Source organism: Mycobacterium xenopi (assembly GCF_009936235.1).
GTDB lineage: Bacteria > Actinomycetota > Actinomycetes > Mycobacteriales > Mycobacteriaceae > Mycobacterium > Mycobacterium xenopi.
In genome coordinates, this window is record NZ_AP022314.1 from 3,003,548 (window position 1) to 3,024,138 (window position 20,591).

General features: G+C 67.7%; 19 protein-coding genes. 6 read left to right on the top strand and 13 right to left on the bottom strand.

The features are described from left to right. Nucleotides 1-8: 8 nt before the first annotated feature. The 3 genes from MYXE_RS13960 to MYXE_RS13970 are packed head-to-tail and all read right to left on the bottom strand — an operon-like array spanning nt 9 to nt 2,874. Nucleotides 9-1,424, bottom strand: coding sequence for an RsmB/NOP family class I SAM-dependent RNA methyltransferase (locus MYXE_RS13960; RefSeq protein ID WP_085198504.1), 1,416 nt, complete (start codon nt 1,422-1,424; stop codon nt 9-11). Beyond that, nucleotides 1,421-2,353, bottom strand: a complete 933-nt coding sequence (gene fmt, locus MYXE_RS13965) for a methionyl-tRNA formyltransferase (RefSeq protein WP_085198648.1) — start codon at nt 2,351-2,353, stop codon at nt 1,421-1,423. Before fmt ends, MYXE_RS13960 begins: the two co-directional genes overlap by 4 nt. Nucleotides 2,354-2,394: 41 nt before the next feature. Further along, nucleotides 2,395-2,874, bottom strand: coding sequence for a MarR family transcriptional regulator (locus MYXE_RS13970; RefSeq protein ID WP_003920195.1), 480 nt, complete (start codon nt 2,872-2,874; stop codon nt 2,395-2,397). A 138-nt stretch (nt 2,875-3,012) separates the two neighbouring features. Between MYXE_RS13970 and MYXE_RS13975 the strand changes: the two genes are divergently transcribed. After that, nucleotides 3,013-3,837, top strand: coding sequence for a class I SAM-dependent methyltransferase (locus tag MYXE_RS13975; RefSeq protein WP_085198506.1), 825 nt, complete (start codon nt 3,013-3,015; stop codon nt 3,835-3,837). 11 nt (nt 3,838-3,848) lie between these two features. On the opposite strand, the gene MYXE_RS13980 is transcribed toward MYXE_RS13975, so the two are convergent. Next, nucleotides 3,849-5,804 (bottom strand): aconitate hydratase, encoded by a 1,956-nt coding sequence (locus MYXE_RS13980; protein ID WP_085198650.1) that lies wholly within the window; start codon nt 5,802-5,804, stop codon nt 3,849-3,851. Nucleotides 5,805-6,009: 205 nt separating this feature from the next. On the opposite strand from MYXE_RS13980, the gene MYXE_RS13985 reads away from it, so the two are divergent. Then, nucleotides 6,010-6,555, top strand: coding sequence for a ferritin (locus tag MYXE_RS13985; RefSeq protein WP_003920192.1), 546 nt, complete (start codon nt 6,010-6,012; stop codon nt 6,553-6,555). A gap of 48 nt (nt 6,556-6,603) precedes the next feature. On the opposite strand, the gene MYXE_RS13990 is transcribed toward MYXE_RS13985, so the two are convergent. Together MYXE_RS13990 and MYXE_RS13995 are read right to left on the bottom strand one after the other, a co-directional pair. Beyond that, nucleotides 6,604-8,550, bottom strand: coding sequence for a primosomal protein N' (locus MYXE_RS13990; RefSeq protein WP_085198652.1), 1,947 nt, complete (start codon nt 8,548-8,550; stop codon nt 6,604-6,606). Between the two features lie 50 nt (nt 8,551-8,600). Continuing rightward, nucleotides 8,601-9,308 carry a lysoplasmalogenase gene (locus tag MYXE_RS13995; RefSeq protein ID WP_112650146.1) on the bottom strand — a complete coding sequence of 236 codons (708 nt, stop codon included), beginning with the start codon at nt 9,306-9,308 and terminating at the stop codon, nt 8,601-8,603. Here MYXE_RS13995 and MYXE_RS14000 point away from each other — a divergent pair. After that, nucleotides 9,307-10,329 carry an alpha/beta hydrolase gene (locus MYXE_RS14000; protein ID WP_085198510.1) on the top strand — a complete coding sequence of 341 codons (1,023 nt, stop codon included), beginning with the start codon at nt 9,307-9,309 and terminating at the stop codon, nt 10,327-10,329. The genes MYXE_RS13995 and MYXE_RS14000 overlap by 2 nt on opposite strands. Here MYXE_RS14000 and MYXE_RS14005 read toward each other — a convergent pair. Then, on the bottom strand, nt 10,280-11,308 hold the full coding sequence (locus MYXE_RS14005) for an AraC family transcriptional regulator (protein ID WP_085198512.1): 1,029 nt from the start codon (nt 11,306-11,308) through the stop codon (nt 10,280-10,282). The two genes, MYXE_RS14000 and MYXE_RS14005, sit on opposite strands and share 50 nt — an antisense overlap. 72 nt (nt 11,309-11,380) lie before the next feature. On the opposite strand from MYXE_RS14005, the gene MYXE_RS14010 reads away from it, so the two are divergent. Both MYXE_RS14010 and MYXE_RS14015 read left to right on the top strand, forming a co-directional pair. Further along, nucleotides 11,381-12,757 carry a cytochrome P450 gene (locus tag MYXE_RS14010; RefSeq protein WP_003920187.1) on the top strand — a complete coding sequence of 459 codons (1,377 nt, stop codon included), beginning with the start codon at nt 11,381-11,383 and terminating at the stop codon, nt 12,755-12,757. Further along, a complete protein-coding gene (locus tag MYXE_RS14015; protein ID WP_003920186.1) occupies nt 12,754-14,226 on the top strand; it encodes a flavin-containing monooxygenase in 1,473 nt (490 codons plus the stop codon). Before MYXE_RS14010 ends, MYXE_RS14015 begins: the two co-directional genes overlap by 4 nt. Before the next feature lie 10 nt (nt 14,227-14,236). Here the strand turns inward: MYXE_RS14015 and metK are convergent, their stop codons facing one another. The 6 genes from metK to zwf form a co-directional block, all read right to left on the bottom strand. Then, nucleotides 14,237-15,445, bottom strand: coding sequence for a methionine adenosyltransferase (gene metK, locus MYXE_RS14020; protein ID WP_003920185.1), 1,209 nt, complete (start codon nt 15,443-15,445; stop codon nt 14,237-14,239). A gap of 97 nt (nt 15,446-15,542) precedes the next feature. Continuing rightward, nucleotides 15,543-16,784, bottom strand: coding sequence for a bifunctional phosphopantothenoylcysteine decarboxylase/phosphopantothenate--cysteine ligase CoaBC (gene coaBC / locus MYXE_RS14025; RefSeq protein WP_003920184.1), 1,242 nt, complete (start codon nt 16,782-16,784; stop codon nt 15,543-15,545). A 14-nt stretch (nt 16,785-16,798) separates the two neighbouring features. Beyond that, complete coding sequence (rpoZ, locus tag MYXE_RS14030; RefSeq protein ID WP_003920183.1) at nt 16,799-17,122, bottom strand: DNA-directed RNA polymerase subunit omega; 324 nt, start codon at nt 17,120-17,122, stop codon at nt 16,799-16,801. Nucleotides 17,123-17,183: 61 nt separating this feature from the next. Continuing rightward, the gene (gmk, locus tag MYXE_RS14035) at nt 17,184-17,807 is read right to left on the bottom strand and encodes a guanylate kinase (protein WP_003920182.1); all 624 of its coding nucleotides are present in this window, start codon (nt 17,805-17,807) and stop codon (nt 17,184-17,186) included. An 8-nt stretch (nt 17,808-17,815) separates the two neighbouring features. After that, nucleotides 17,816-18,133, bottom strand: a complete 318-nt coding sequence (gene mihF / locus MYXE_RS14040; RefSeq protein WP_003920181.1) for an integration host factor, actinobacterial type — start codon at nt 18,131-18,133, stop codon at nt 17,816-17,818. Nucleotides 18,134-18,559: 426 nt separating this feature from the next. Then, nucleotides 18,560-20,023, bottom strand: coding sequence for a glucose-6-phosphate dehydrogenase (zwf, locus tag MYXE_RS14045; RefSeq protein WP_085198514.1), 1,464 nt, complete (start codon nt 20,021-20,023; stop codon nt 18,560-18,562). A 155-nt stretch (nt 20,024-20,178) separates the two neighbouring features. Between zwf and MYXE_RS14050 the strand changes: the two genes are divergently transcribed. Further along, nucleotides 20,179-20,586, top strand: a complete 408-nt coding sequence (locus MYXE_RS14050) for a TOBE domain-containing protein (protein WP_085198516.1) — start codon at nt 20,179-20,181, stop codon at nt 20,584-20,586. Nucleotides 20,587-20,591: the final 5 nt, after the last annotated feature.

The window sequence follows — 20,591 nt, forward strand, 5'->3', positions numbered from 1 at the left end:
GCCTCAGCCTACTTTGGGCCCACTTGAAGCGCCGCGGCGAACATGGCGTCGGTGCCGTGGCGATGCGGCCACAGCTGAACATACGGCCCGTCCCCAAGCTGGTCGACGGGCTCGAACAACGGCCGGGTGTCCAGTGCGCGCACCGGGTGCCGGCGCAGCGCGTCGGCGACCACGCCGACGGTTTCGGCCAAATGCGGTGAGCAGGTCGCATACACCACCACACCGCCGGGCCGGGTCAGGGCGATCGCCGCGTCCAACAGCTCGCGTTGCAGCTTGGTTAGCGCCGGGATGTCGGTGGGCTGGCGCCGCCAGCGGGCCTCCGGCCGACGGCGCAGCGCCCCCAGGCCGGTGCACGGCACGTCGACCAGGACCCGGTCGAAGCCCGGGTCGAGCCCGCTGCACCGAGCGTCGACCCGCACCACCTCCACCGGGAGCCCCCGGGTGTTGCGCGCTACCAGCTCCGCGCGGTGCGCCGCCGGCTCCACCGCGGTCACCCGCGCCCCGCTGCCCGCGCCCAGCGCGGCCAGCAGCGCGGTCTTGCCGCCTGGGCCCGCGCACAGGTCCAGCCAGCGTCCGGTGTCGGCGTCGACCGGCGCCAACGTCAGCGCGCGGGCCACTAGTTGACTGCCCTCGTCCTGAACCAGGGCGAGCCCGTCGCGCACCGCCGGCAACTGCGCGGGGTCACCGGTCGGCAGGTACACCGCATAGGGCGAGTACCGGCCGACACTGCCGTGCACAGCGTCGGCCAGCTCGCGGGCGCTCAGCACCTCGGGTCTTGCCGCCAAGTGGACTTGCGGCCGTTCGTCGTCACTGGCCAGCAGTGCATCGAGTTCGCCGGCCGCGGGACCCAGCGCGTCGGCGAAGGCCTGCGCGATCCACCGCGGGTGGGCGTGCACGAACGCGGTGTAGCCGATCGGGTCGCGCGTGGGGTCGGGGGCCAATTCCGCCAGCCAGGACTGCTCGTCGCGCGCGTCGATGGCTCGTAGCACCGCATTGACGAAACCTGCTCTGGCCGAGTCGAATTCGATGCCAGCCTGCTCTACGGTGGTGGACACGGCGGCGTGCGCGTCGACCCGGGTGCGCAGCAGCTGGTAGGCGCCCAGCCGCAGCAGATCAAGCAGGACCGGGTCGATGGACTCCGGCGGGCGCCCGGCAGCGGCGCCGATGATCGCGTCGAGCAGACCGAGGGTGCGGCAGGTGCCGTAGGTCAGTTCGGTGGCAAATGCCGCGTCCCGCCCCCGGATTCGGCGTTCTCGCAGCAACGCAGGCAGCGCGAGGTTGGGGTAGGCGTCTCGCTCGGTGACCGCCCGCAGCACGTCGAAGGCGGCGCGGCGCGCCGGATCCAGTGGCCGTCGGTGCTGCCGATGCCGCGGTTTAACTGGCCGGGGTGGCCGGCTATCCGGTGAACGCTTGCGGCGGGTCATACCGCTCGCGCGTCCGGGTCGAGGCGAGCGCCGCGGGCCCAGTCGACAGCGTTCATGAATTTCTTTCCGGGCGGCTGGATTTGACCCAGCCGCACCGGCTCCGACGCGGTGCCGATCCAGACGTCATGCCGGCCGACGAGAATGCTGCCCGGTTCCAAGGGTTTTGGTGCTTGCCTGTCGATGCTGACCGGACCGATTTTCACCCGCTGGTCACCGATGAGTGTCCATGCCCCGGGCTTAGGGGTGAAGGCGCGGATCCGCCGCTCGACAACCGGCGCGGGTAAGTCCCAGCGCACCCGCGCCTGCTCCACGGTGACCTTGGGAGCGAAGCTGACCCCCTCCGCAGGCTGCGGCACTGGGGTGAGCGTCCCTTCAGCGATGCCGTCGAGCGTGGTTTCCAGCAGCACGGCGCCCGAAACAGCCAGTCGCTCAAGCAAATCGCCCGCGGTGTCGGTGGGGCGAATCTCCTCGGTGACGACGCCGTAGACCGGCCCCGAGTCCAGGCTCGGCTCGATGCGGAAGGTCGTCGCACCGGTGATTGTGTCACCGGCGGCGATGGCGGCCTGCACGGGCGCCGCCCCGCGCCACGCGGGCAGCAGCGAGAAGTGCAAGTTGACCCAGCCGTGAGGAGGTATCGCGAGCAGCTCCTTGCCCAGCAGGGCGCCGTAGGCCACCACTGGGCAGCATTCGGGTGCCAGCTCGGAGAGTTCGGCGACGAATTCAGCGGAGTTCGGTCGCCGCGGCCGCAGCAGCGGGATGCCAAGGTCGAGAGCCGCCCGCGCCACCGGCGACGGCTCCGGCCTGCCGCGGCGGCCGGACGCCGCATCCGGGCGGGTGAGCACGGCGACCACGTCGTGCCGGGGCGAGTCGATGAGCCGACGCAACGCCGGCAACGCGGTTTCCGGGGTGCCGGCGAAGACGAGGCGCACCGGCACAGTGTAGGGACGCCGCCACGAACGTCGTCGGCCGATCAGGCCTCGTCGTCGAGGTAGGCGGCCGGCTCTCCCCCGGCGGCGGTGAACGCCGCGAGCGCACGCACCAGACCGTGACGTTCCGACGCCGGCATTCGTTCGACGATGCGGGCGATCTCGGTGCGCCGCCGCGCGGTGACCTTTCGCACCACCTCACGTCCGCGGGGAGTCAAAGCGGCCAGCAGTTCCCGCCGCGACGTGGGGTGGGGTTGACGGTCGACGAGTCCGGCGCCGACGAGCCGGTCCACCATTCGGCCCGCGGCCGACGGCTGCACGCCCAGCAGGTTGGCCAGTGTCGCGAGGTTGATCGGCCCGCGGTTGGACAGGATCACCAAGGTCCGGAACTGCGGAATGGTGATGGTCTCGTCGACTCGGGCGATGGAGCGAGCCGAGATGCCCACCAGCAACCGTGACGCGGTCAGCAGCGCGTCGGTGATCGCGTCGAGCGACTCTTCGGTTGCAGTGGCTTTGGTGGTCATCGCCGCGCTTTCTGGTCACGCGAATCGTTCCGGTACACAGGCTTACCACAGCATAGCAGCAGACAACTATAACGTACTAGAACTATTTCCTAAGGCTACTATTGTGTTGAGAAGCCCTGCATTGCTGGAGGAGACCGTATGAGCATTGACGTCCCAACCGGAACACCTCGCACCTCGGCGATCAGCGACCGGGCGATGTGGGCCTTGGGTGACTACGCGCTGATCGCCGAACAGGTGATGGCTCCGCTGGGCCCAGTGCTGGTGGCCGCCGCCGATATCGGTCCCGGCGATCGCGTACTCGACGTCGCCGCCGGGTCCGGCAACGTCTCGATTCCCGCCGCCAAGGTCGGCGCCCGCGTGGTAGCCAGCGACCTCACACCGGAGTTGTTGCAGCGCACCCGAATACGAGCTGCCGAACAGGGGCTGCACGTCGAGTGCCGGGAAGCCAATGCCGAAGCGTTGCCGTTTGCCGACGGCGAGTTCGACGCGGTGGTCTCCGCCATCGGGGTGATGTTCGCGCCGCGGCATCAGCGCGCCGCCAACGAGCTGCTGCGGGTGTGTCGGTCCGGCGGCACCCTCGGGCTGATCAGCTGGACACCGGAGGGGTTCTTCGGCCAGATGCTCGCAGCGATCCGCCCGTACCGGCCAACACTGCGGCCGGGTGTGCCTCCGGCGGCGCTGTGGGGTCGCGAGGACTATGTCGCCGGGCTGCTGGGTCAGCGCGTGAGCGGCATCAGCGCGCGCCGCGGCATGTTGACGGTGGACCGATTCGACAGCGCCGAGGCGGTGCACGAGTATTTCAAGAACCACTACGGCCCCACGATCAGCGCCTACCGCAGCATCGCCGACAATCCGGTCCTGGTCGCCAGCCTCGACGCTCAACTGGTCGAGCTAGCCCGAAGCCACCTGAGAGACGGTGTAATGCAATGGGAGTATTTGCTGGTCACCGCCCGGAAGTGGTGAGCGGCTAGGCGTCAGGCTTCTTCTTCGGCCAGGCGGGCGATCAACCCGCCGGCTAACACGTCCGCCACCTGGCGCCGCGAAAGCCGGTGCCGCACAGTGAAACACGTCTTTTTGGTGACGTTGTCGACGTGCAACGTGTCGCTGCGCGCCAGAGTGTCGCGAAGATTCGTGATGCGCAGCGTGTCGCCCTGCTGGACCTTGTCGTAATCGTCCTCGCCATCGAACTCGAGTGCCAGCACGCCGTAGTTGGCCAGGTTTTGCCAGTGGATGCGGGCGAACGACTTGGCGATGACCATCCGCAGCCCGAGATAGCGCGGCGCGATCGCGGCATGTTCGCGCGAGGATCCCTGGCCGTAGTTGTCGCCGCCGACGACGACGTGGCCGGTGTGCTCGGCCTCCTGTGCCCGCTGCGGGTAGGACTCGTCGATCTGGGCGAAACTGAACATCGCGAGCTTGGGAATGTTGGACCGATACGGCAGCGCTCGCGCGCCGGCCGGGGAGATCTCGTCGGTGGAGATGTTGTCGCCGACTTTGAGCAGCACCGGCGCCTCGATCTCGCCGGGCAGCGGCGAGAGCTCCGGAAGGCTCGACACGTTGGGACCTTTCACCGGTTCGACCTTGCGCGCCTCGTCCTTTGGCAACGGTGGCACCAACATCGCGGTGTTGATCGAACTTTGTTCGGGCAGATCAAGTTTCGGATAGTCCATCTTTGCCTCACGCGCCCACTGCCGCGGATCGGTGATCACTCCGGTCAACGCCGAAGCGGCGGCGGTCTCCGGCGAACACAACCACACCGAGTCTTCCTTGGTGCCCGAGCGGCCGGGAAAGTTCCGCGGCATGGTGCGCAGCGAGTTTCGGCCCACGGCCGGGGCCTGACCCATACCGATGCAGCCCATGCAGCCCGCTTGGTGAATTCGGGCACCGGCCACCACCAAGTCGGTCAGCGCGCCCATCCTGGTCAGGTCGGCCAGGATCTCCCGCGAGGTCGGGTTGATGTCGAAGCTGACGTGCGGTGCCGTCTGGCGTCCCGCGACCATCGCGGCGGCGACCGCGAAATCGCGGAGCCCCGGGTTGGCACTCGACCCGATCACCACCTGCGCCACGTCTTCACCGGCGACGTCGCGGACCGGCACCACATTGCCCGGCGAGGACGGTCGTGCGATCAGCGGCTCGATCTTCGACAGGTCGATGGACTCGTCGATGTCGTAGCCGGCGCCGTCGTCGGCCACCAGTTCGACCCAGGCGTCCTCGCGACCTTCGGCCCGCATGAAGTCGCGTACCGCCTGATCGCTGGGGAAAACCGTTGTGGTGGCGCCTAATTCGGCACCCATGTTCGCGATCACGTGCCGGTCCATCGCGGTCAGGCTAGCCAGGCCGGGACCGTGGTACTCGATGATCCGGTTCACCCCGCCCTTGACGTCGTGTCGGCGCAGCATCTCCAAGATGACGTCCTTCGCCGAACACCAGTGGGGCAGTTCACCGTCGAGTCTCATACCCCACACCTCGGGCATCCGCAGGTGCAGTGGACGCCCCGAAATCGCCAGTGCCACTTCAAGTCCGCCCACCCCGATGGCCAACATGCCCAGCGAGCCGGCCGCCGGGGTGTGCGAATCCGAGCCCACCATGGTTTTGCCTGGAATCCCAAAGCGCTGCATATGCGTCGGGTGTGACACTCCGTTGCCCGGCTTGGAAAACCAGAGGCCGAAGCGCTGGCAGGCGGTGCGCAGATATTCGTGGTCCTGGGCGTTCTTCTCGTCGGTTTGCAGCAGGTTGTGGTCGACGTACTGCACGCTCACTTCGGTACGCGCTCTGTCGAGCCCGAGTGCCTCGAGTTCCTGCATCACCAGCGTGCCGGTCGCATCCTGGGTCAGTGTCTGGTCGATGCGGATCGCAATCTCCTCGCCCGGCGTCATCTCGCCGGACACCAGATGCGACTTGATCAACTTGTGGGTGACGTTGAGCGCCATCATGGTCCTTCCCGGTCACAGTGCGCTGGTGCGCTACCGGATGTATTCCCATGACAGGCTCACCGCTACCACTGCGATTTAAACAATTCATCGTAGGCTAACTTTAGTTGCCGAAAACTGGTGGTATTTTTTGCTTAGGCAAAGCTGCCCTGAATTAGTATTACCTTCGTTGCCACCGGTGTCTACCTGCGCTAACGTTCCTATTATGAGCAATCGGAACGTCCCTACAACAAAATTCAATGCGCTCGTGCAAGAGCAAATACGCAACGAATTCACCGTCGCCCAGCAATATATTGCGATGGCGGTGTATTTCGACGGCGACGACCTGCCGCAGCTGGCGAGACACTTTTACAGCCAGGCCGTCGAAAAGCGGAATCACGCAATGATGCTGGTGCAGTACCTGCTCGACCGGGACGCGCCCGTGGAGATCCCGGGTGTCGACGAGGTGCGCAACCAATTCGACTGCGTGCGAGACGCGTTGGAGTTCGCGGTGCAACACGAACGGGCGGTGACCGAACAGGTCGGCAGGCTTGCCGGTGTGGCCCGCGAGGAAAGCGACTACCTGGGCGAACAGTTCATGCAGTGGTTCTGCAAGGAGCAGATCCGGCAGGTGGCGCTGATGACGACCTTGTTGCGAGTCGCCGACCGCGCCGGCGCCAACCTGTTCGATCTGGAGAACTTCGTCGCCCGCGAGGTGGGGTCGGCGCCGAGTCCCTCCGGTGCTCCGCATGCCGCCGGGGGCAGCCTGTGAACCGACCGTCCGGCTGAGACAGGCGCCGCGCGCCCCAGGCCCCTGGCGTCAGCCGATGTGCAAAGGGTCGATCTGAACGCGGACGGGCTCGTGCGTTTGCCGGGCACTGAGCACGGCAACAGCGCGGCGCAGGGCTGCCGCCAACGCCAGGCCCTGGTCGCGGCGCACCCTCAGCAGCATCCGGGTCACCGCCGTGCCGGCCTCAGCGCCCGCCGGACGGCGCGCGCCCGGCGGCAGCTGCACCGGGCCGAGCACATCGGTGCCGTCGGGCAGCCGAACTTCGTCGAGCAGCGCTGCCACCGCATCTGCGGTGCCGTCGACGGCGGCGATGTGCACGCTCGGCGGCAGTCCGACGTCCGTACGCCCGGCGAGCTCGGCGTCCGCGTGGCCGACCGGGTCCCAGCGGATCAGCGCTTGGACGGTGGGGATCGATGATTCCGCGACGACGGTGACCACCCCGCCGTCCCGGCGACTGCGAACCAGTGCCGCGGCGGCCATCCAGCGGCGCAGCGTGTCTTCGGCGGCACGCAGGTCCTGCCGGCCCAGCAGCGCCCAGGCGTCCACCAGCAACGCCGCCCCGTACCCGCCGGGAACGCGGGGTTCGGCCCCCGGGGTGGCGACGACCAGCGCCGGACGGGCTGCGACCTCGGACACGACGGCGTCGCCCGCGGAGGTGATCACAGTCGTGCCGGGAAATGCCCTGCCCAGCTCCTCGGCCGTGCGCCCGGCGCCGACCACCACCGCACGCACCGCATCGGATCCGCAGCGGGCGCATCGCAGCGTGGGCTCGACCCGGCCACACCAGCGGCACACCGGGCCGGCCGCAGCGCGGTCGGGCAGCGACAGAGGACCGGTGCAATGCCGGCAGCGGGTGATGGCGCGGCAGCGTCCGCAGGCCAGCGCCGGGATGTATCCCCGGCGCGGCACCTGCACGAGCACCGGGGCACCCGACCCCAAGGCCGAGCGGGCCGCGCGCAGGGCCACCGACGGCAGCCGCGCGGTGCGCGCCGCGGGGTCACGCTCTTCGGCGTAGCCGTGGTCGTCGATCGCCACCACCCGGGGCGCACAGGCGCGCACCACCGGACGGGCCGCGACGATGTCGTGCGCCCAGCCGCGTCGAACCAGCGCGTGAGCCTCTGCGGTGCGGGCATAACCGCCGAGCAGCGCGGCGCAGCGGTGCTGGTGAGCCCGCAGCAGCGCGACCTCACGGGCATGGGGATACGGTGCCCGCGGCTCGGCCAGGGTGTCGTCGCCGTCGTCCCACACCAGGACCAAACCCAAGTCGGTCACCGGCGCGAACACCGCGCTGCGGGTGCCGATCACCAGGCGGGCGCGGCCCCGCAACACCGCCAGCCAGCGACGGTAGCGGGCAGCGGGCCCCAGCCCGGCCGACAACGCCACCACCGCGGAGTCGTCGATACGTGTGGTCGCCGCCCGCCACAGCGCGTCGACGTCCCGCTGATCGGGGACGATCGCCAGCACACCGTGCCCGGCGCGGACCGTCTGCGCGGCCGCTTCGGCGAATCGGTGCACCCACAGCTCGCCCGGCAGCGCCTGCCATACGGCCCGGGCTGCGCGTGATTCGCCCAGCGCGGCCAGAAACTGGCCGCCACGGCCGTAGGCCTCCCAACCGGCGGGGTCGACCGGCTCCACGACGGGCCGGCTGATCGCGGCGGGGTTTTCCCGCTCCGCGCCGGCATGGCGCGCCGGCACGGCCAGCCGCAGCACGTCGGCCCGGGTTCCGGCGTAGCGCGCCGCCACCGCGTCGACCAGCCGGCGGATCTCCGGGGTGAGCACCGGCTCGGCGGAGATGACACGGTCCAGCCAGCCCAACTTGCCGGTGTGGTCGGTGTCGGTGCGGCGCTCCAGCACGAAGCCGTCGACCAGCCGACCATGGAACCGGATCCGGACCCGCACCCCCGGCTGGGCGTCGTCGGATTGCTCTGCGGCAACGAGATAGTCGAACTCGCGGTCCAGATGCGGCACCGACAACATCGGCAGCACCCGCGCGATCGGCTCGTGCTCGGCGGCCTGGCGGGTCGCGCTCACCGCTCGGCCGCCGGCTCCGTCCGACCGAAGAAGAACCCGGCCGTGATCAGGATCTGCGCCAGCGCATAGGCCCACCAGACCGGAACCGCCAACGCCTCGTTGTCGAGCACGAAACGCTCGATGCCGATCATCGCGTCCGACACCGCGAAACACACCGCACCTACCGCGGTCCACACCGTCGGCAATCGTGCCAGCTGCGCGGCGCACACCATCACGGCCAACACCACGATGTATGCCGTTACCGGAACCGCCAGCGTGTGCAGCCGCGGCCAAAACCACGCCAGCAGCGCCGCACACGCCAGGCAGGTCGCCACCACAGCGACGAGGCGCGCGGCCGACCAACGGGCCAGTGGGAGCAACGCAGCGAGAAAACACAAGTGCGCCAACAGAAATGATGCAAGTCCTGACACGAACGACGGCGCCCACCACGGGATGGCCAGCAGCCAGTCGCCGACGGCCGACAACAACAGCGCCGGCGTCAGCCAGCGACGCTCCCGCACAATCGGATGCGCCGCGGCGCCCACGGCCAACAGCAGCGCCATCGCCGCCTTGAACGCGGGTTGGGCCACCCAGTGCCCGGTCAACTCGGCACCCGGCGACGACCGCAATGCGGTCACGGTCAAAAACATCCCGTAGCCGACACCGAACCAACCGGCAGCCACCCATGCACCCACCACCACACAGGGTGCGTACGGTGCGCCCATGCCCAGCTTCGATAAGACCGGCCCCGCGATCGACCCCATCTTGCTGAAGGTACTGGATAAGGTTCCGTTCCGGTTCTCCGCCGACGACGGTGTCGAGGTGGTGCGGCAGCGGCTGCATGACCTGCCGCGCCGCCCGGTACATCCAGACCTGCGGGTCGAAGACACCAGCATCGGCGGGCCGGCCGGCACCATTGGTATCCGAATCTATTGGCCGACACACGCTTTGGAAGCCGCGCTACCGGTGGTGCTGTACTTTCACGGCGGCGGTTTTGTCGCCGGCGATCTGGACACCCACGACGGCACCTGCCGCCAGCACGCCGTGGGTGCCGACGCTGTTGTGGTTTCCGTCGACTACCGGCTGGCACCCGAGCACCCGTACCCCGCTGCTGTCGAAGATGCTTGGGCGGCAACGCAATGGCTCGCCGAGCACGGCGACGAACTCGGCGCCGACCCCGCCCGCTGCGCGGTGGCCGGCGACTCGGCCGGCGGCACGCTTTCCGCGGTGGTCGCGCAGCGTGCCCGCGACGAGGGTGGTCCGCCCTTGGCCTTCCAGCTGCTGTGGTATCCGTCCACGCTGTGGGATACCTCGCTGCCGTCGTTCACCGAAAACGCGTCTGCACCGATCCTGGACCGGGCCGCGGTCGCCGCGTTCTCGCGTTGGTACGCCGGCGAACTCGACTTGGCCAACCCGCCGCCGGGACTGGCACCGGGGCGGGCGGCCAACCTCGGTGGGCTTCCGCCCGCCTATATCGCGGTCGCCGGCCACGACCCGCTGCGCGACGACGGCATCCGCTACGGCGAGTTGCTCGCCGCGGCGGGCGTGCCCGTCGAAGTGCACAGCGCCGAAACCCTCGTGCACGGCTACCTCGGATACGCCGGCGTGGTGCCCGCCGCCACCGAGGCCATGGACCGTGGGCTGGTGGCCCTGCGCAAGGCGCTGCACCACCATAAAACCACAGGTTTTGGGTGCTTTAGCGGCCCCGCGGATACGCGCTGGGCGCGACGCCGTGCCAACGTTTGAACGCATGCGAGAACGTCGAGACGTCGCTGTAGCCGAGCCGCTTGGACACCTCTTCGACGGTCAGCCCGACATTGCAGAGCAGATCCACCGCCACCGCGGACCGGGCTTCGGCCAGCAGCGCACGAAACGACGTGCCTTCGTCGGCAAGACGCCGCCGCAGCGTGCGTGGATGCATGTCGAGCTCGGCGGCGACGTCGGGAAGCGTCGGGAACATGCCGGAATCGCGAAACAGCTTGCTGCGCACCACCGCCGTAATGCCCCGGCGTTGCTCGTTGCGCTGCATCAGCACGTCGCACTGTGCGATGCAGATCTCCAGCGTATGCGGATCGGCCTGGGGCAGTGGCTCGTCGAGCATCGCGCGCGGGAAATGCAGGCGGTTATGGGCTCGCCCGAACGCGAGGTTGCGCAGCGGCACCAGTCTCAGCAGCGGAGCCAGCAGGTCTTCGTCGATCGCCACGTCGACTGACACCTGATCGGCGTACTTCTCGACCACTGGAAGCACGAAACTGGTTGTCGTGGTGATGATCCCGGCGATATCACGCTCGATGAAAAAGCCACGCACATCAGCGGGCAGGTGGTCGGCGCTTAGCTCGAGCACACACTCGTCGGCGCCTTCGAACAGCGCAATATCGATGTGCAACATGGTCAGCGCGAAATAGCGCATCGCGATTGTGAGCAGTTCGCGCAGCGTCCCGCACGACATCACCGCGAACCCCAGCAACCCGAAGTGGGTGAGAGTGAACCGGCTGCCCACCTCAATGCCCACACCACTCGGATAAGATAGCCGGGCCAACAGCCGGCGCACCGCGGTCGCCTCGTCCGCCGCGCTGACTAGCGCCTCGGGGTCAGCGAGGTCGGCGGGCTGGATACCGGTGCCGGCCAGCACATCCGCCGCCGGAACACCATGCTCCTCGGCCACGTCGCAGAGCACCCGGGTGGCGTACACGGGATGCCGCATGTCCGGTGTCCACGTCGCCATCTGTCCTCTTCTCCCAAGTCTTTGTCCTATAGTCCCATTAACCGCGCGATCCGTCGCCCATACAGTGGGGTCATGGCGACGCTGACACCGAGCGCACCGGCGAAGCGGTTGAGCACCTGGACCATGACGCGGGAGGCGATCACCGTCGGCTTCGACGTCGGTGACCGGTTCATGGGCAGGCTGCGCGGCAGCGATATAGCCAGATTCCGTTGCGGCGGAAGACGCTTCGTCGCTCTTGGTCATCCTGACTATGTCGACCACGTGCTGCACCGCGCACGACTGCGCTACGTCAAGTCCCCGGAATACGAGCCGATCCGGGCGGGTGCCGGGATCAACTTACTCACCGACGAAGGCGAGTCGTGGGCCGTGCACCGTGGCGTGCTCAATCCGACGTTCGCCCGGCGCCGCCTGGCCGAACTCGTCGACCTGATGATCGAGCCGATCGAGGATGTCACCGCGTCCCTGACCGCAGACACCGAGTTCGACATGCACGAGACGATGGTCGAGGCCACACTGCGGGTGGTGGCGAATGCGTTGTTCAGCCAGGACTTTGGACCGTTGGTCCACCGCATGCACGACCTGGCCACCCGGGGGCTGCGCCACGCCGAGAAGCTGGAGCGGCTCGGCCTGTGGGGGCTGCTGCCTGCGCCGGTCTACGACGGGCTGATCTGGTGCACGTATTCGCGGGTGCCGTTGCCGCCGCCGCTGCGCGACATGCAGCGGATCATGCTGCAGCTCGACGACGCGGTCAACGCGATCATCGACGAACGGCTGGCCCATCCGACCGACACCAACGACCTGCTGAACGTGTTGTTGCACGCCGAAAATGGCACCTGGCCGCGCAAGCGGGTGCGTGACGAGGCGCTGACATTCATGCTCGCCGGCCACGAGACCACGGCGAATTCGATGTCGTGGTTTTGGTACCTGATGGCGCTGCACCATGCGGCGCGTGCCCGCATGCTCGACGAGATCGACACCGTGCTCGACGGCCGCCGGCCCAGCGCCGACGACCTGGCGAAGCTGCCCTGGACCACGGCGTGCATCCAAGAGGCGCAACGGTATTTCTCGGCGGTGTGGGTCCTGGCGCGCAAGGCCGTCGAGGACGACGAGATCGACGGCCACCACATCCGCGCCGGGACAACGGTGATCATCCCGATCCACTACATTCACCACGACCCGCGCTGGTGGCCGAACCCCGACGACTTCGATCCCTCCCGGTTCTTGAGCGGCGGCGGCGAGCGGCCCCGCTCGGCCTATCTGCCGTTCGGCGGCGGGCGGCGGATCTGCATCGGGCAGAGCTTCGCGCTGATGGAAATGGTGCTGATGGCGGCGATCATGAGCCAGCGGTTTACCTTTGACCTCATGCCCGGACATCCGATAGAACTCGAGGCGACGCTCACGCTGCGGCCCAAACATGGTGTACACGTCGTCGCGCGGAGACGCCCATGACCGACTACCACACCGTCGTCGTCGGCGCCGGATTCTCGGGCATCGGCGCCGCGATCAAACTCGACCAGGCGGGGCTCGGCGACTACCGGGTGATCGAAGCCGGCGACGGCGTCGGCGGCACCTGGTACTGGAACACCTATCCCGGTATCGCCGTGGATATTCCGTCGTTTTCCTACCAGTTCTCGTTCGAGCAGAGCGCGCACTGGTCGCGAACCTACGCGCCCGGCCACGAACTTCGGGCCTATGCGGAACACTGCGTCGACAAGTACGGGATCCGGCCCAAGATCCGCTTCAACACCAAAGTTCTCGCCGCGCAGTTCGACGACGACCACAACCTGTGGCGGGTGCAGACCGACCCCGGCGGCGACATCACCGCAAGGTTTTTGGTGAACGCCAGCGGTGTGCTTACCGTGCCCAAGCTGCCCGACATCGACGGCGTGGACTCGTTCGAAGGCATCACCATGCACACCGCCCGCTGGGATCACGGCCAGGACTTGACCGGCAAGCGGGTCGCGGTGATCGGCACCGGGGCCTCAGCTGTGCAGGTGATCCCCGAGATTGCCCCAATTGTTAAGCATCTCACCGTTTTTCAGCGCACACCGATCTGGTGCTTCCCCAAGTTCGACGTGCCGCTGCCGGCGCCGGCGCGCTGGGCGATGCGGTTGCCGGGCGGCAAGGCGGTGCAGCGGCTGGCCAGTCAAGCCTTCGTCGAGGCGACGTTTCCGATCCCGGCGCATTACTTCACCGTCTTCCCGCTGGCCAAACGGATGCAGGCGGCGGGCCTGGCCTATTTGCGTCAGCAGGTCCGCGACCCCGTCGTGCGCGAGAAGCTCACCCCGAGATACGCCGTCGGCTGCAAGCGGCCCGGATTCCACAACGGCTATCTGGCCACCTTCAACCGTGACAACGTGCGGCTGGTCACCGAGCCGATCGACAAGATCACGCCCACCGGCGTGGCCACCCGCGACGGCGAGAACCACGAGATCGACGTGCTGGTGCTGGCGACCGGCTTCAAGGTGATGGACGCCGACAGCGTGCCCACGTTCGCGGTGACCGGCAGCGGTGGTCGCTCGCTAAGCGCATTCTGGGACGAGCACCGGCTGCAGGCCTACGAGGGCGTCAGCATTCCCGGGTTCCCGAACCTGTTTTCGGTGTTCGGTCCCTACGGCTACGTCGGGTCGTCGTACTTCGCGCTGATCGAGACCCAGACCCACCACATCATCCGGTGCCTGAAGCGGGCCCGCCGCCGGGGCGCAACCCGGGTAGAAGTCACCCAGGAAGCCAACGACCGGTACTTCGCCGAGATGATGCGCCGCCGGCACCGCCAGGTGTTTTGGCAGGACAGCTGCCGGCGGGCCAACAGCTACTACTTCGACAAGAACGGCGACGTGCCGTTGCGACCCACCACCACGATCGAGGCCTATTGGCGCAGCCGGCGCTTCGACCTTGACGACTACCGGTTCACGTAACCGGCGCGTGTTACACAGCGCGCTTGAGGTCGTCGACCTTGTTGAGTCGCTCCCAGGGCAAGTCGATGTCGGTGCGGCCGAAGTGACCGTAGGCCGCGGTCTGCGCGTAGATGGGCCGCAGCAGATCGAGGTCGCGGATGATCGCCCCGGGCCGCAGGTCGAACACCTCGCCGATGGCCTTCTCGATCTTGAGGGGGTCGACGGTCTCGGTGCCGAACGTCTCGACGAACAGCCCGACCGGTGCGGCCTTGCCGATGGCGTAGGCGACCTGCACCTCGATCCGCTCCGCCAGCCCGGCCCCGACGACGTTCTTAGCCACCCAGCGCATCGCATACGCCGCCGAGCGGTCCACTTTGGAGGGATCCTTGCCGGAGAAGGCGCCGCCACCGTGGCGTGCCCAGCCACCGTAGGTGTCGACGATGATTTTGCGGCCGGTCAACCCCGCGTCGCCCATGGGCCCGCCGAGCACGAACTTGCCGGTGGGGTTGACCAGTAGCCGTGCCTCGGAGGCGTCCAGGGTGTCGTGGGCCAGGTCGTCGAGCACGGTGTTGAGGACCTTTTCCCGGATGTCGGGAGTCAGCATGTCCAGACCGATGTCGGGGGCGTGCTGGGTGGAGATGACGACGGTGTCCAACCGGACCGGGGTGTTGCCTTCGTAAGCGATGGTGACCTGGGTTTTACCGTCGGGGCGCAGATACGGCAGCACACCGTTCTTGCGGACCTCGGCCAGCCGGCGGGCCAGCCGGTGGGCCAGCGCGATCGGCAGCGGCATCATCTCCGGGGTGTCTTTGATCGCGTATCCGAACATCAGGCCCTGGTCACCGGCGCCCTGCGCGTCGAGCGGGTCGGCAACGCCCTCGACGCGGGCCTCGTAGGCGGTGTCGACGCCTTGCGCGATGTCGGGGGACTGCCTGCCGATGGCGATGTTCACTCCGCACGACGCTCCGTCGAAGCCCTTGTCTGAGGAGTCGTAGCCGATCTCCAGGATGCGGCTGCGCACGGTGTCGGTGATCTCAGCGAACGCCTCCTTGGCGCTGGTCGTGACCTCGCCGGCGACGTGCACCTGGCCGGTGGTGACCATGGTCTCGACGGCGACCCGTGAGCGGGGATCGTCGGCCAGCAGGGCGTCGAGCACCGAGTCGCTGATGGCGTCGCAGATCTTGTCGGGGTGTCCCTCGGTTACGGACTCGCTGGTGAACAGCCGACCCTTTTCGCTCACGCCCAGATCCTTCCGCCACAACCATCAAAATGTTAGCCAGACGAATTATATCGTCGCGCTGTCCACCCGTCCGGCGGCGCGGGCGCCGCGATCGGAGTTACCCGCTGCCGCTGCGCAGAAAGGCGGCGATGGCGTCCACGATACGACTGGCCATCAGCGTCTTGGAGCCGTGCTGCAGCGCCGACTCGGTGCCGTCGGCGGCCAGCAGCCAGCCGTCGTTGCTGTCGACCTCGAACGCCCTGCCTTCACCGACCGCGTTGACCACCAGCAAATCGCAGCCCTTGCGGCGCAGCTTATTTCGGGCATGGAACAGCACGTCGCCTTGTGCGTCGCCGGTCTCCGCGGCGAACCCGACGATAGCTCGCATGTTGGGCAGCTGCCCGTCGGCGCGGGCCCGCACCGCGCCGGCCAGCACGTCGTCGTTGCGCACGAGCCTGATGGTCGGGGGTCCCTCGACGCCCTTTTTGATCTTGGCGGTCGCGGCCTGCGCCGGACGGAAATCGGCGACCGCGGCCGCCATCACCAGCACATGGGCGTCGGGGGCATGTTTGGATACCGCGTCGCGCAGCTGCGCTGCCGAGCTGACGTGCACCACATCGACGCCGGCGGGATCGATGAGCCCGGCGGTGTGCCCGGCGATCAGGGTCACCTCGGCACCGCGTTGCGCGGCGACACGCGCCAGTGCGTAGCCCTGCTTGCCCGAGCTGCGGTTGCCGATGAAGCGCACCGGGTCGATCGGCTCGCGGGTGCCGCCGGCGGTCACCAGCATCTTGTAGCCGGACAGGTCGTAGGGCAGGGCGTCGGGCCGCTCCAGCAGCAGCTGGGCGAAGGTCGTGATCTCCTCGGCCTCGGGTAGCCGCCCGGCACCGCTGTCGGCACCGGTCAACCGCCCGGATGCCGGTTCCAGCACCACCGCGCCGCGGCGCCGCAGCGTGGCCACGTTGTCGACGGTGGCTGGGTGCAGCCACATCTCGGTGTGCATCGCCGGCGCGAACAGCACCGGACATCGGGCTGTGAGCAGTGTCGCGGTCAGCAGATCGTCGGCCCGGCCGGCCACCGCGCGAGCCAACAGGTCGGCGGTCGCGGGGGCAACCACCACCAGGTCGGCCTCTTGGCCGATGTGCACATGCGGCACCAGGGGAACGTCGTCGAAGACCCCGGTGTGTACCGGTTCGCCGGAAAGCGCCTCGAAGGTGGCCGCGCCGATGAAACGCAACGCCGATTCGGTGGGGACCACCCGGACCCGGTGGCCCGCTTCGGTGAGCTGACGGACGACCGTGCACGCCTTGTAGGCGGCGATGCCTCCCGAGACGCCGACGACGATCCGCTTGCGGTCCATGCCGCGACGCCTACTTACTCGCCTTCGGTGTGCTCGAGCAGGTCGGCGTGGATTTCGCGCAGCGCGATGGACAGCGGCTTTTCCTGGAGTCCCGGTTCCACCAGCGGCCCGACGTACTCGAGGATGCCCTCGCCGAGCTGGTTGTAGTAGTCGTTGATCTGCCGTGCCCGCTTGGCCGCGTAGATCACCAGGGCGTATTTGCTCGAAACGCGCTCCAGCAGCTCGTCGATGGGCGGATTGGTGAGGCCCAGCGGCGGGTCGTAGGTGACGGTGCCACCCAGAGTCGGATCGAACTGCTCCTTGGTGGCCGACGGCGCGTCGGGCTGCGGAGTACTCACTGAAAAATTTCTCCTGGCAAAGTAGTGCGGCTGGGAACGACTAACGGCCAGACAAGCCGATTCACCCTGGACCCGGCGTTCCCACCAGCAAGGATACCAATTGCGCGCACGCGGTCTCCAATCGATCGTTGACCACGACCTCGTCGAAGTCGCCCTGGGCTGCCAGTTCGGCGCGGGCCGTGTCGAGCCGCCGTTGGATCACCTCGGGCGTCTCGGTGCCGCGGCCGACCAGCCGGGCCTTCAAATCCTCCCAACTCGGCGGCGCCAGGAAGACGGTGACTGCCTCGGGCATCGCCTTTTTGACCGCTCGGGCGCCAGCCAGGTCGACCTCGATCAGCACCGGATGTCCGGTCGCGGCGGCATCGCGAATCGGCTGTGCCAGGGTGCCCGACCGGTGCAGCCCGCCGTGGATCTCGGCCCACTCCAGCAGCGCGCCGTCGTCGATCAGTTGCTGGAAGCGCTCCGGTGTGACGAAGTGGTAGTCGACGCCGTCGACCTCGCCTGGCCGCGGTGCCCGAGTGGTGACCGACACGCTGAAGTGCAGGTCGGGAATCCGCTCCCGCAGGCACCGGACCACCGTCGACTTTCCGACGGCAGAGGGGCCGGACAGCACGACCACGCGCCCTGCCGTCGCCGGCCGCAGGTTTGGGTCGTGCTCGCCGTCCGGTTCCCCGTCGGCGCTCATCTGTCGGGCTAGGCGGAGCCGAACTTTTCCAGCAATGCCTTGCGCTGGCGGTCGCCGAGCCCGCGTAGCCGTCGGGTCGGCGCGATCTCGAGCTCGGTCATGATCTCCTGCGCCTTGACCTTGCCCACTTTCGGCAGCGCCTCGAGCAGCGCGGAAACCTTCATCTTGCCCAAGACCTCGTCGGTCTCGGCGTCCTTGAGCACTTGCTTGAGGTTGGTGCCGCCGCGCTTGAGCCGATCCTTGAGTTCGGCTCGCGCTCGACGTGCGGCAGCAGCCTTCTCCAACGCGGCGGCGCGCTGCTCGTCGGTCAACTGGGGAAGGGCCACGATTCCTCCGTCTCATCGATCTGTGTGTATCTCAGCCGGGTACTCCAGCCAGCGGAGACGACCGTACCCACGCTGCCTGACGAAATCTAACCCGCCCCCCTGCTTGAAGCCACAAAGGCGCAGCTTGTGGCGGCGACAAAGGCGATGTTCGACCTCGGTGAAGCCGGTTCGCCCGACCCCGCCCGGCACGGTCGCATGCGTGCGCCTGGAGCCGAAAACACGGCATCTACCAGGCGTTTCGACCCCGGCGCTGGGTTGTGCAGCCCGCGGCGCGAGGCCACTTGCCGCGCCAGCAACGGCGGTCGGCAGCCAATCTTGACCCATTTCGCATGTCGCGGCGTGTCGCGCGTGTCGCGCGGCGCGTCGCACGCAAAAGACAACGCAACTACGTTGCGTAGTAGCTCGGTGCGCCCAGGGCCGGTGAGCTTACTTCGCGCTGCGCCAGGCTCGGTCGAACGGAAGCCGCCATGCGTGCGGGGCGATGAGCTGGTGAATGGCGTTTGGGCCCCACGAGCCGATGTCGTAGCTGCGCACCGGCGGTGGATCCTCGAGCAGCGGGGCGGAGACCTCCCAGAGCCGCTCGATACCTTCCGACGTGGTGTAGAGCGTGTGGTCACCGTGCATGGCATCCAGGATCAGCCGCTCGTAGCCCTCCAGCACGTCGCGGACGGCCTCGGTCTCGGCTATCGCGAACTGCAGGCTGTGCTTGTCCAGCTTCATTCCGGGTCCGGGACGTTTGCCGTAGAAGGACAGCGACACTTTGGACTCGTCGGCGAGGTCGAAGGTGAGGTGATCGGGGCCGTGCAGGCCGATGCCGCAGCCGGGCGGGAACATGCTCTTGGGTGGTTCCCGGAACGCGATCGAGATGATCCGCTGGCCCTCGGCCATGCACTTGCCGGTGCGCAGATAGAACGGCACGCCCGCCCAGCGCCAGTTGTCGATCTCGCATTTCAGCGCGACGAACGTCTCGGTGTCGGACTCCGGTGAGACGCCGGGTTCTTCGCGATATCCCCGGTATTGGCCTCGCACCACGTTGCGCGGGTCGAGCGGCAGCATGGACTCGAACACCTTGTTCTTCTCGGCACTGATCGCCCGCGAAGCCAGCGCGGTCGGTGGCTCCATCGCCACGAACGCGAGGATCTGGAACAGGTGGGTGACCACCATGTCACGGAAGGCGCCGATCGGCTCGTAGAACGCCGCTCGCCCTTCCAATGACAGCTTTTCCGGCACGTCGATCTGGATGTGGTCGATGAATGTCCGGTTCCAGATCGGCTCGAACAAACCGTTGGCGAATCGGAACGCCAGGATGTTCTGCGCAGCTTCTTTACCCAGGAAATGGTCGATCCGGAAGATCTGCGATTCGTCGAACTTCTCGTGGATCGCGGCGTTGAGCGCCACCGCGCTTTCCAGGTCGGTGCCGAATGGCTTTTCCATCACCACCCGGGCACCCTTGACGAGGCCGGCATCTTCGAGGATCTGGATCACCGGGATCACGGCTTTGGGTGGGACGCTCAGGTAGTGCAGCAGCCGTACTTCGCCCTCGAGGTGCGCGGCCTGCTCGGTGACCGCGGCCGAGAGCGCGCCGGCTCCGCTGCTCTGCGGGACGTACCGCAAGGTCTGCAGCCATTTGTCGAGATCCTCCCGGGACACCTCACGCCGCGAGAACTGCATGCATGCTTCTGCGGCGAGCTTGCGGAAACCTTCGTCGTCGAGCTCCTCCAGCGACGTTGCGACCATCCGCAGTTCGGGCGCCAGCCTGGACATCCAGAGGTGAAACAATCCGGGAAGCAACTTGCGGCGCGCCAAATCCCCTGTGGCGCCGAACAAGACGACGACGTGGGGTGCGGCAGTACTGGCCTGGCTTTTGGTTCCTGCAGTTGACCCGGTCACAACTACGATGTTCCCACTTGGTTTCGCTGTCTGCCGACCGATTTAGGCGGGCCGACACCAAGGCCGATCCGGGAGACGGCCACATTTGGCGGTTTGCGCCGCATTCGCGGCGGCTGGGACACACTGGGCGCCGTACGTAGCGCATACGATTGGCTATGCGCAAAATGCGGATCCGGGAGGCGGCCGAACTGCTGGGTGTCAGCGACGACACCGTGCGGCGGTGGATCGACCAGGGCAGCTTGTCGGTCAGCCTCGACCAGTCGGGCCGCAAGGTGATCGCCGGGGACGAGCTAGCCGAATTCTGGCGCACCAACACGCGCCCGCTGCCGCCGAACCCGTTGGGCGTGGCCAGCTCGGCGCGCAACCGGTTCGTCGGCTTGGTCACCAAGGTGATCACCGACAAGGTGATGGCGCAGGTCGAGATGCAATGCGGGCCTTTCACCGTCGTGTCCCTGATGAGCAGTGAGGCCGCGCACGAGCTGAAACTGGAGCCGGGCAGTGTGGCCGTGGCCGTCGTCAAGGCCACCAACGTCATCGTCGAAACCCCGGACGAGCTCCCCTGACGGCG

Excerpts from the sequence above, each read along its gene's own strand:
- MYXE_RS13960 (WP_085198504.1), bottom strand. The coding sequence starts at position 1,424 with ATGACCCGCCGCAAGCGTTCACCGGATAGCCGGCCACCCCGGCCAGTT.
- MYXE_RS13970 (WP_003920195.1), bottom strand. The coding sequence starts at position 2,874 with ATGACCACCAAAGCCACTGCAACCGAAGAGTCGCTCGACGCGATCACC.
- MYXE_RS13975 (WP_085198506.1), top strand. The coding sequence starts at position 3,013 with ATGAGCATTGACGTCCCAACCGGAACACCTCGCACCTCGGCGATCAGC.
- MYXE_RS13980 (WP_085198650.1), bottom strand. The coding sequence starts at position 5,804 with ATGGCGCTCAACGTCACCCACAAGTTGATCAAGTCGCATCTGGTGTCC.
- MYXE_RS13985 (WP_003920192.1), top strand. The coding sequence starts at position 6,010 with ATGAGCAATCGGAACGTCCCTACAACAAAATTCAATGCGCTCGTGCAA.
- MYXE_RS13990 (WP_085198652.1), bottom strand. The coding sequence starts at position 8,550 with ATGTTGTCGGTGCCGCATCTGGACCGCGAGTTCGACTATCTCGTTGCC.
- MYXE_RS14000 (WP_085198510.1), top strand. The coding sequence starts at position 9,307 with ATGCCCAGCTTCGATAAGACCGGCCCCGCGATCGACCCCATCTTGCTG.
- MYXE_RS13995 (WP_112650146.1), bottom strand. The coding sequence starts at position 9,308 with ATGGGCGCACCGTACGCACCCTGTGTGGTGGTGGGTGCATGGGTGGCT.
- MYXE_RS14005 (WP_085198512.1), bottom strand. The coding sequence starts at position 11,308 with ATGGCGACGTGGACACCGGACATGCGGCATCCCGTGTACGCCACCCGG.
- MYXE_RS14010 (WP_003920187.1), top strand. The coding sequence starts at position 11,381 with ATGGCGACGCTGACACCGAGCGCACCGGCGAAGCGGTTGAGCACCTGG.
- MYXE_RS14015 (WP_003920186.1), top strand. The coding sequence starts at position 12,754 with ATGACCGACTACCACACCGTCGTCGTCGGCGCCGGATTCTCGGGCATC.
- coaBC (WP_003920184.1), bottom strand. The coding sequence starts at position 16,784 with ATGGACCGCAAGCGGATCGTCGTCGGCGTCTCGGGAGGCATCGCCGCC.
- gmk (WP_003920182.1), bottom strand. The coding sequence starts at position 17,807 with ATGAGCGCCGACGGGGAACCGGACGGCGAGCACGACCCAAACCTGCGG.
- MYXE_RS14050 (WP_085198516.1), top strand. The coding sequence starts at position 20,179 with ATGCGCAAAATGCGGATCCGGGAGGCGGCCGAACTGCTGGGTGTCAGC.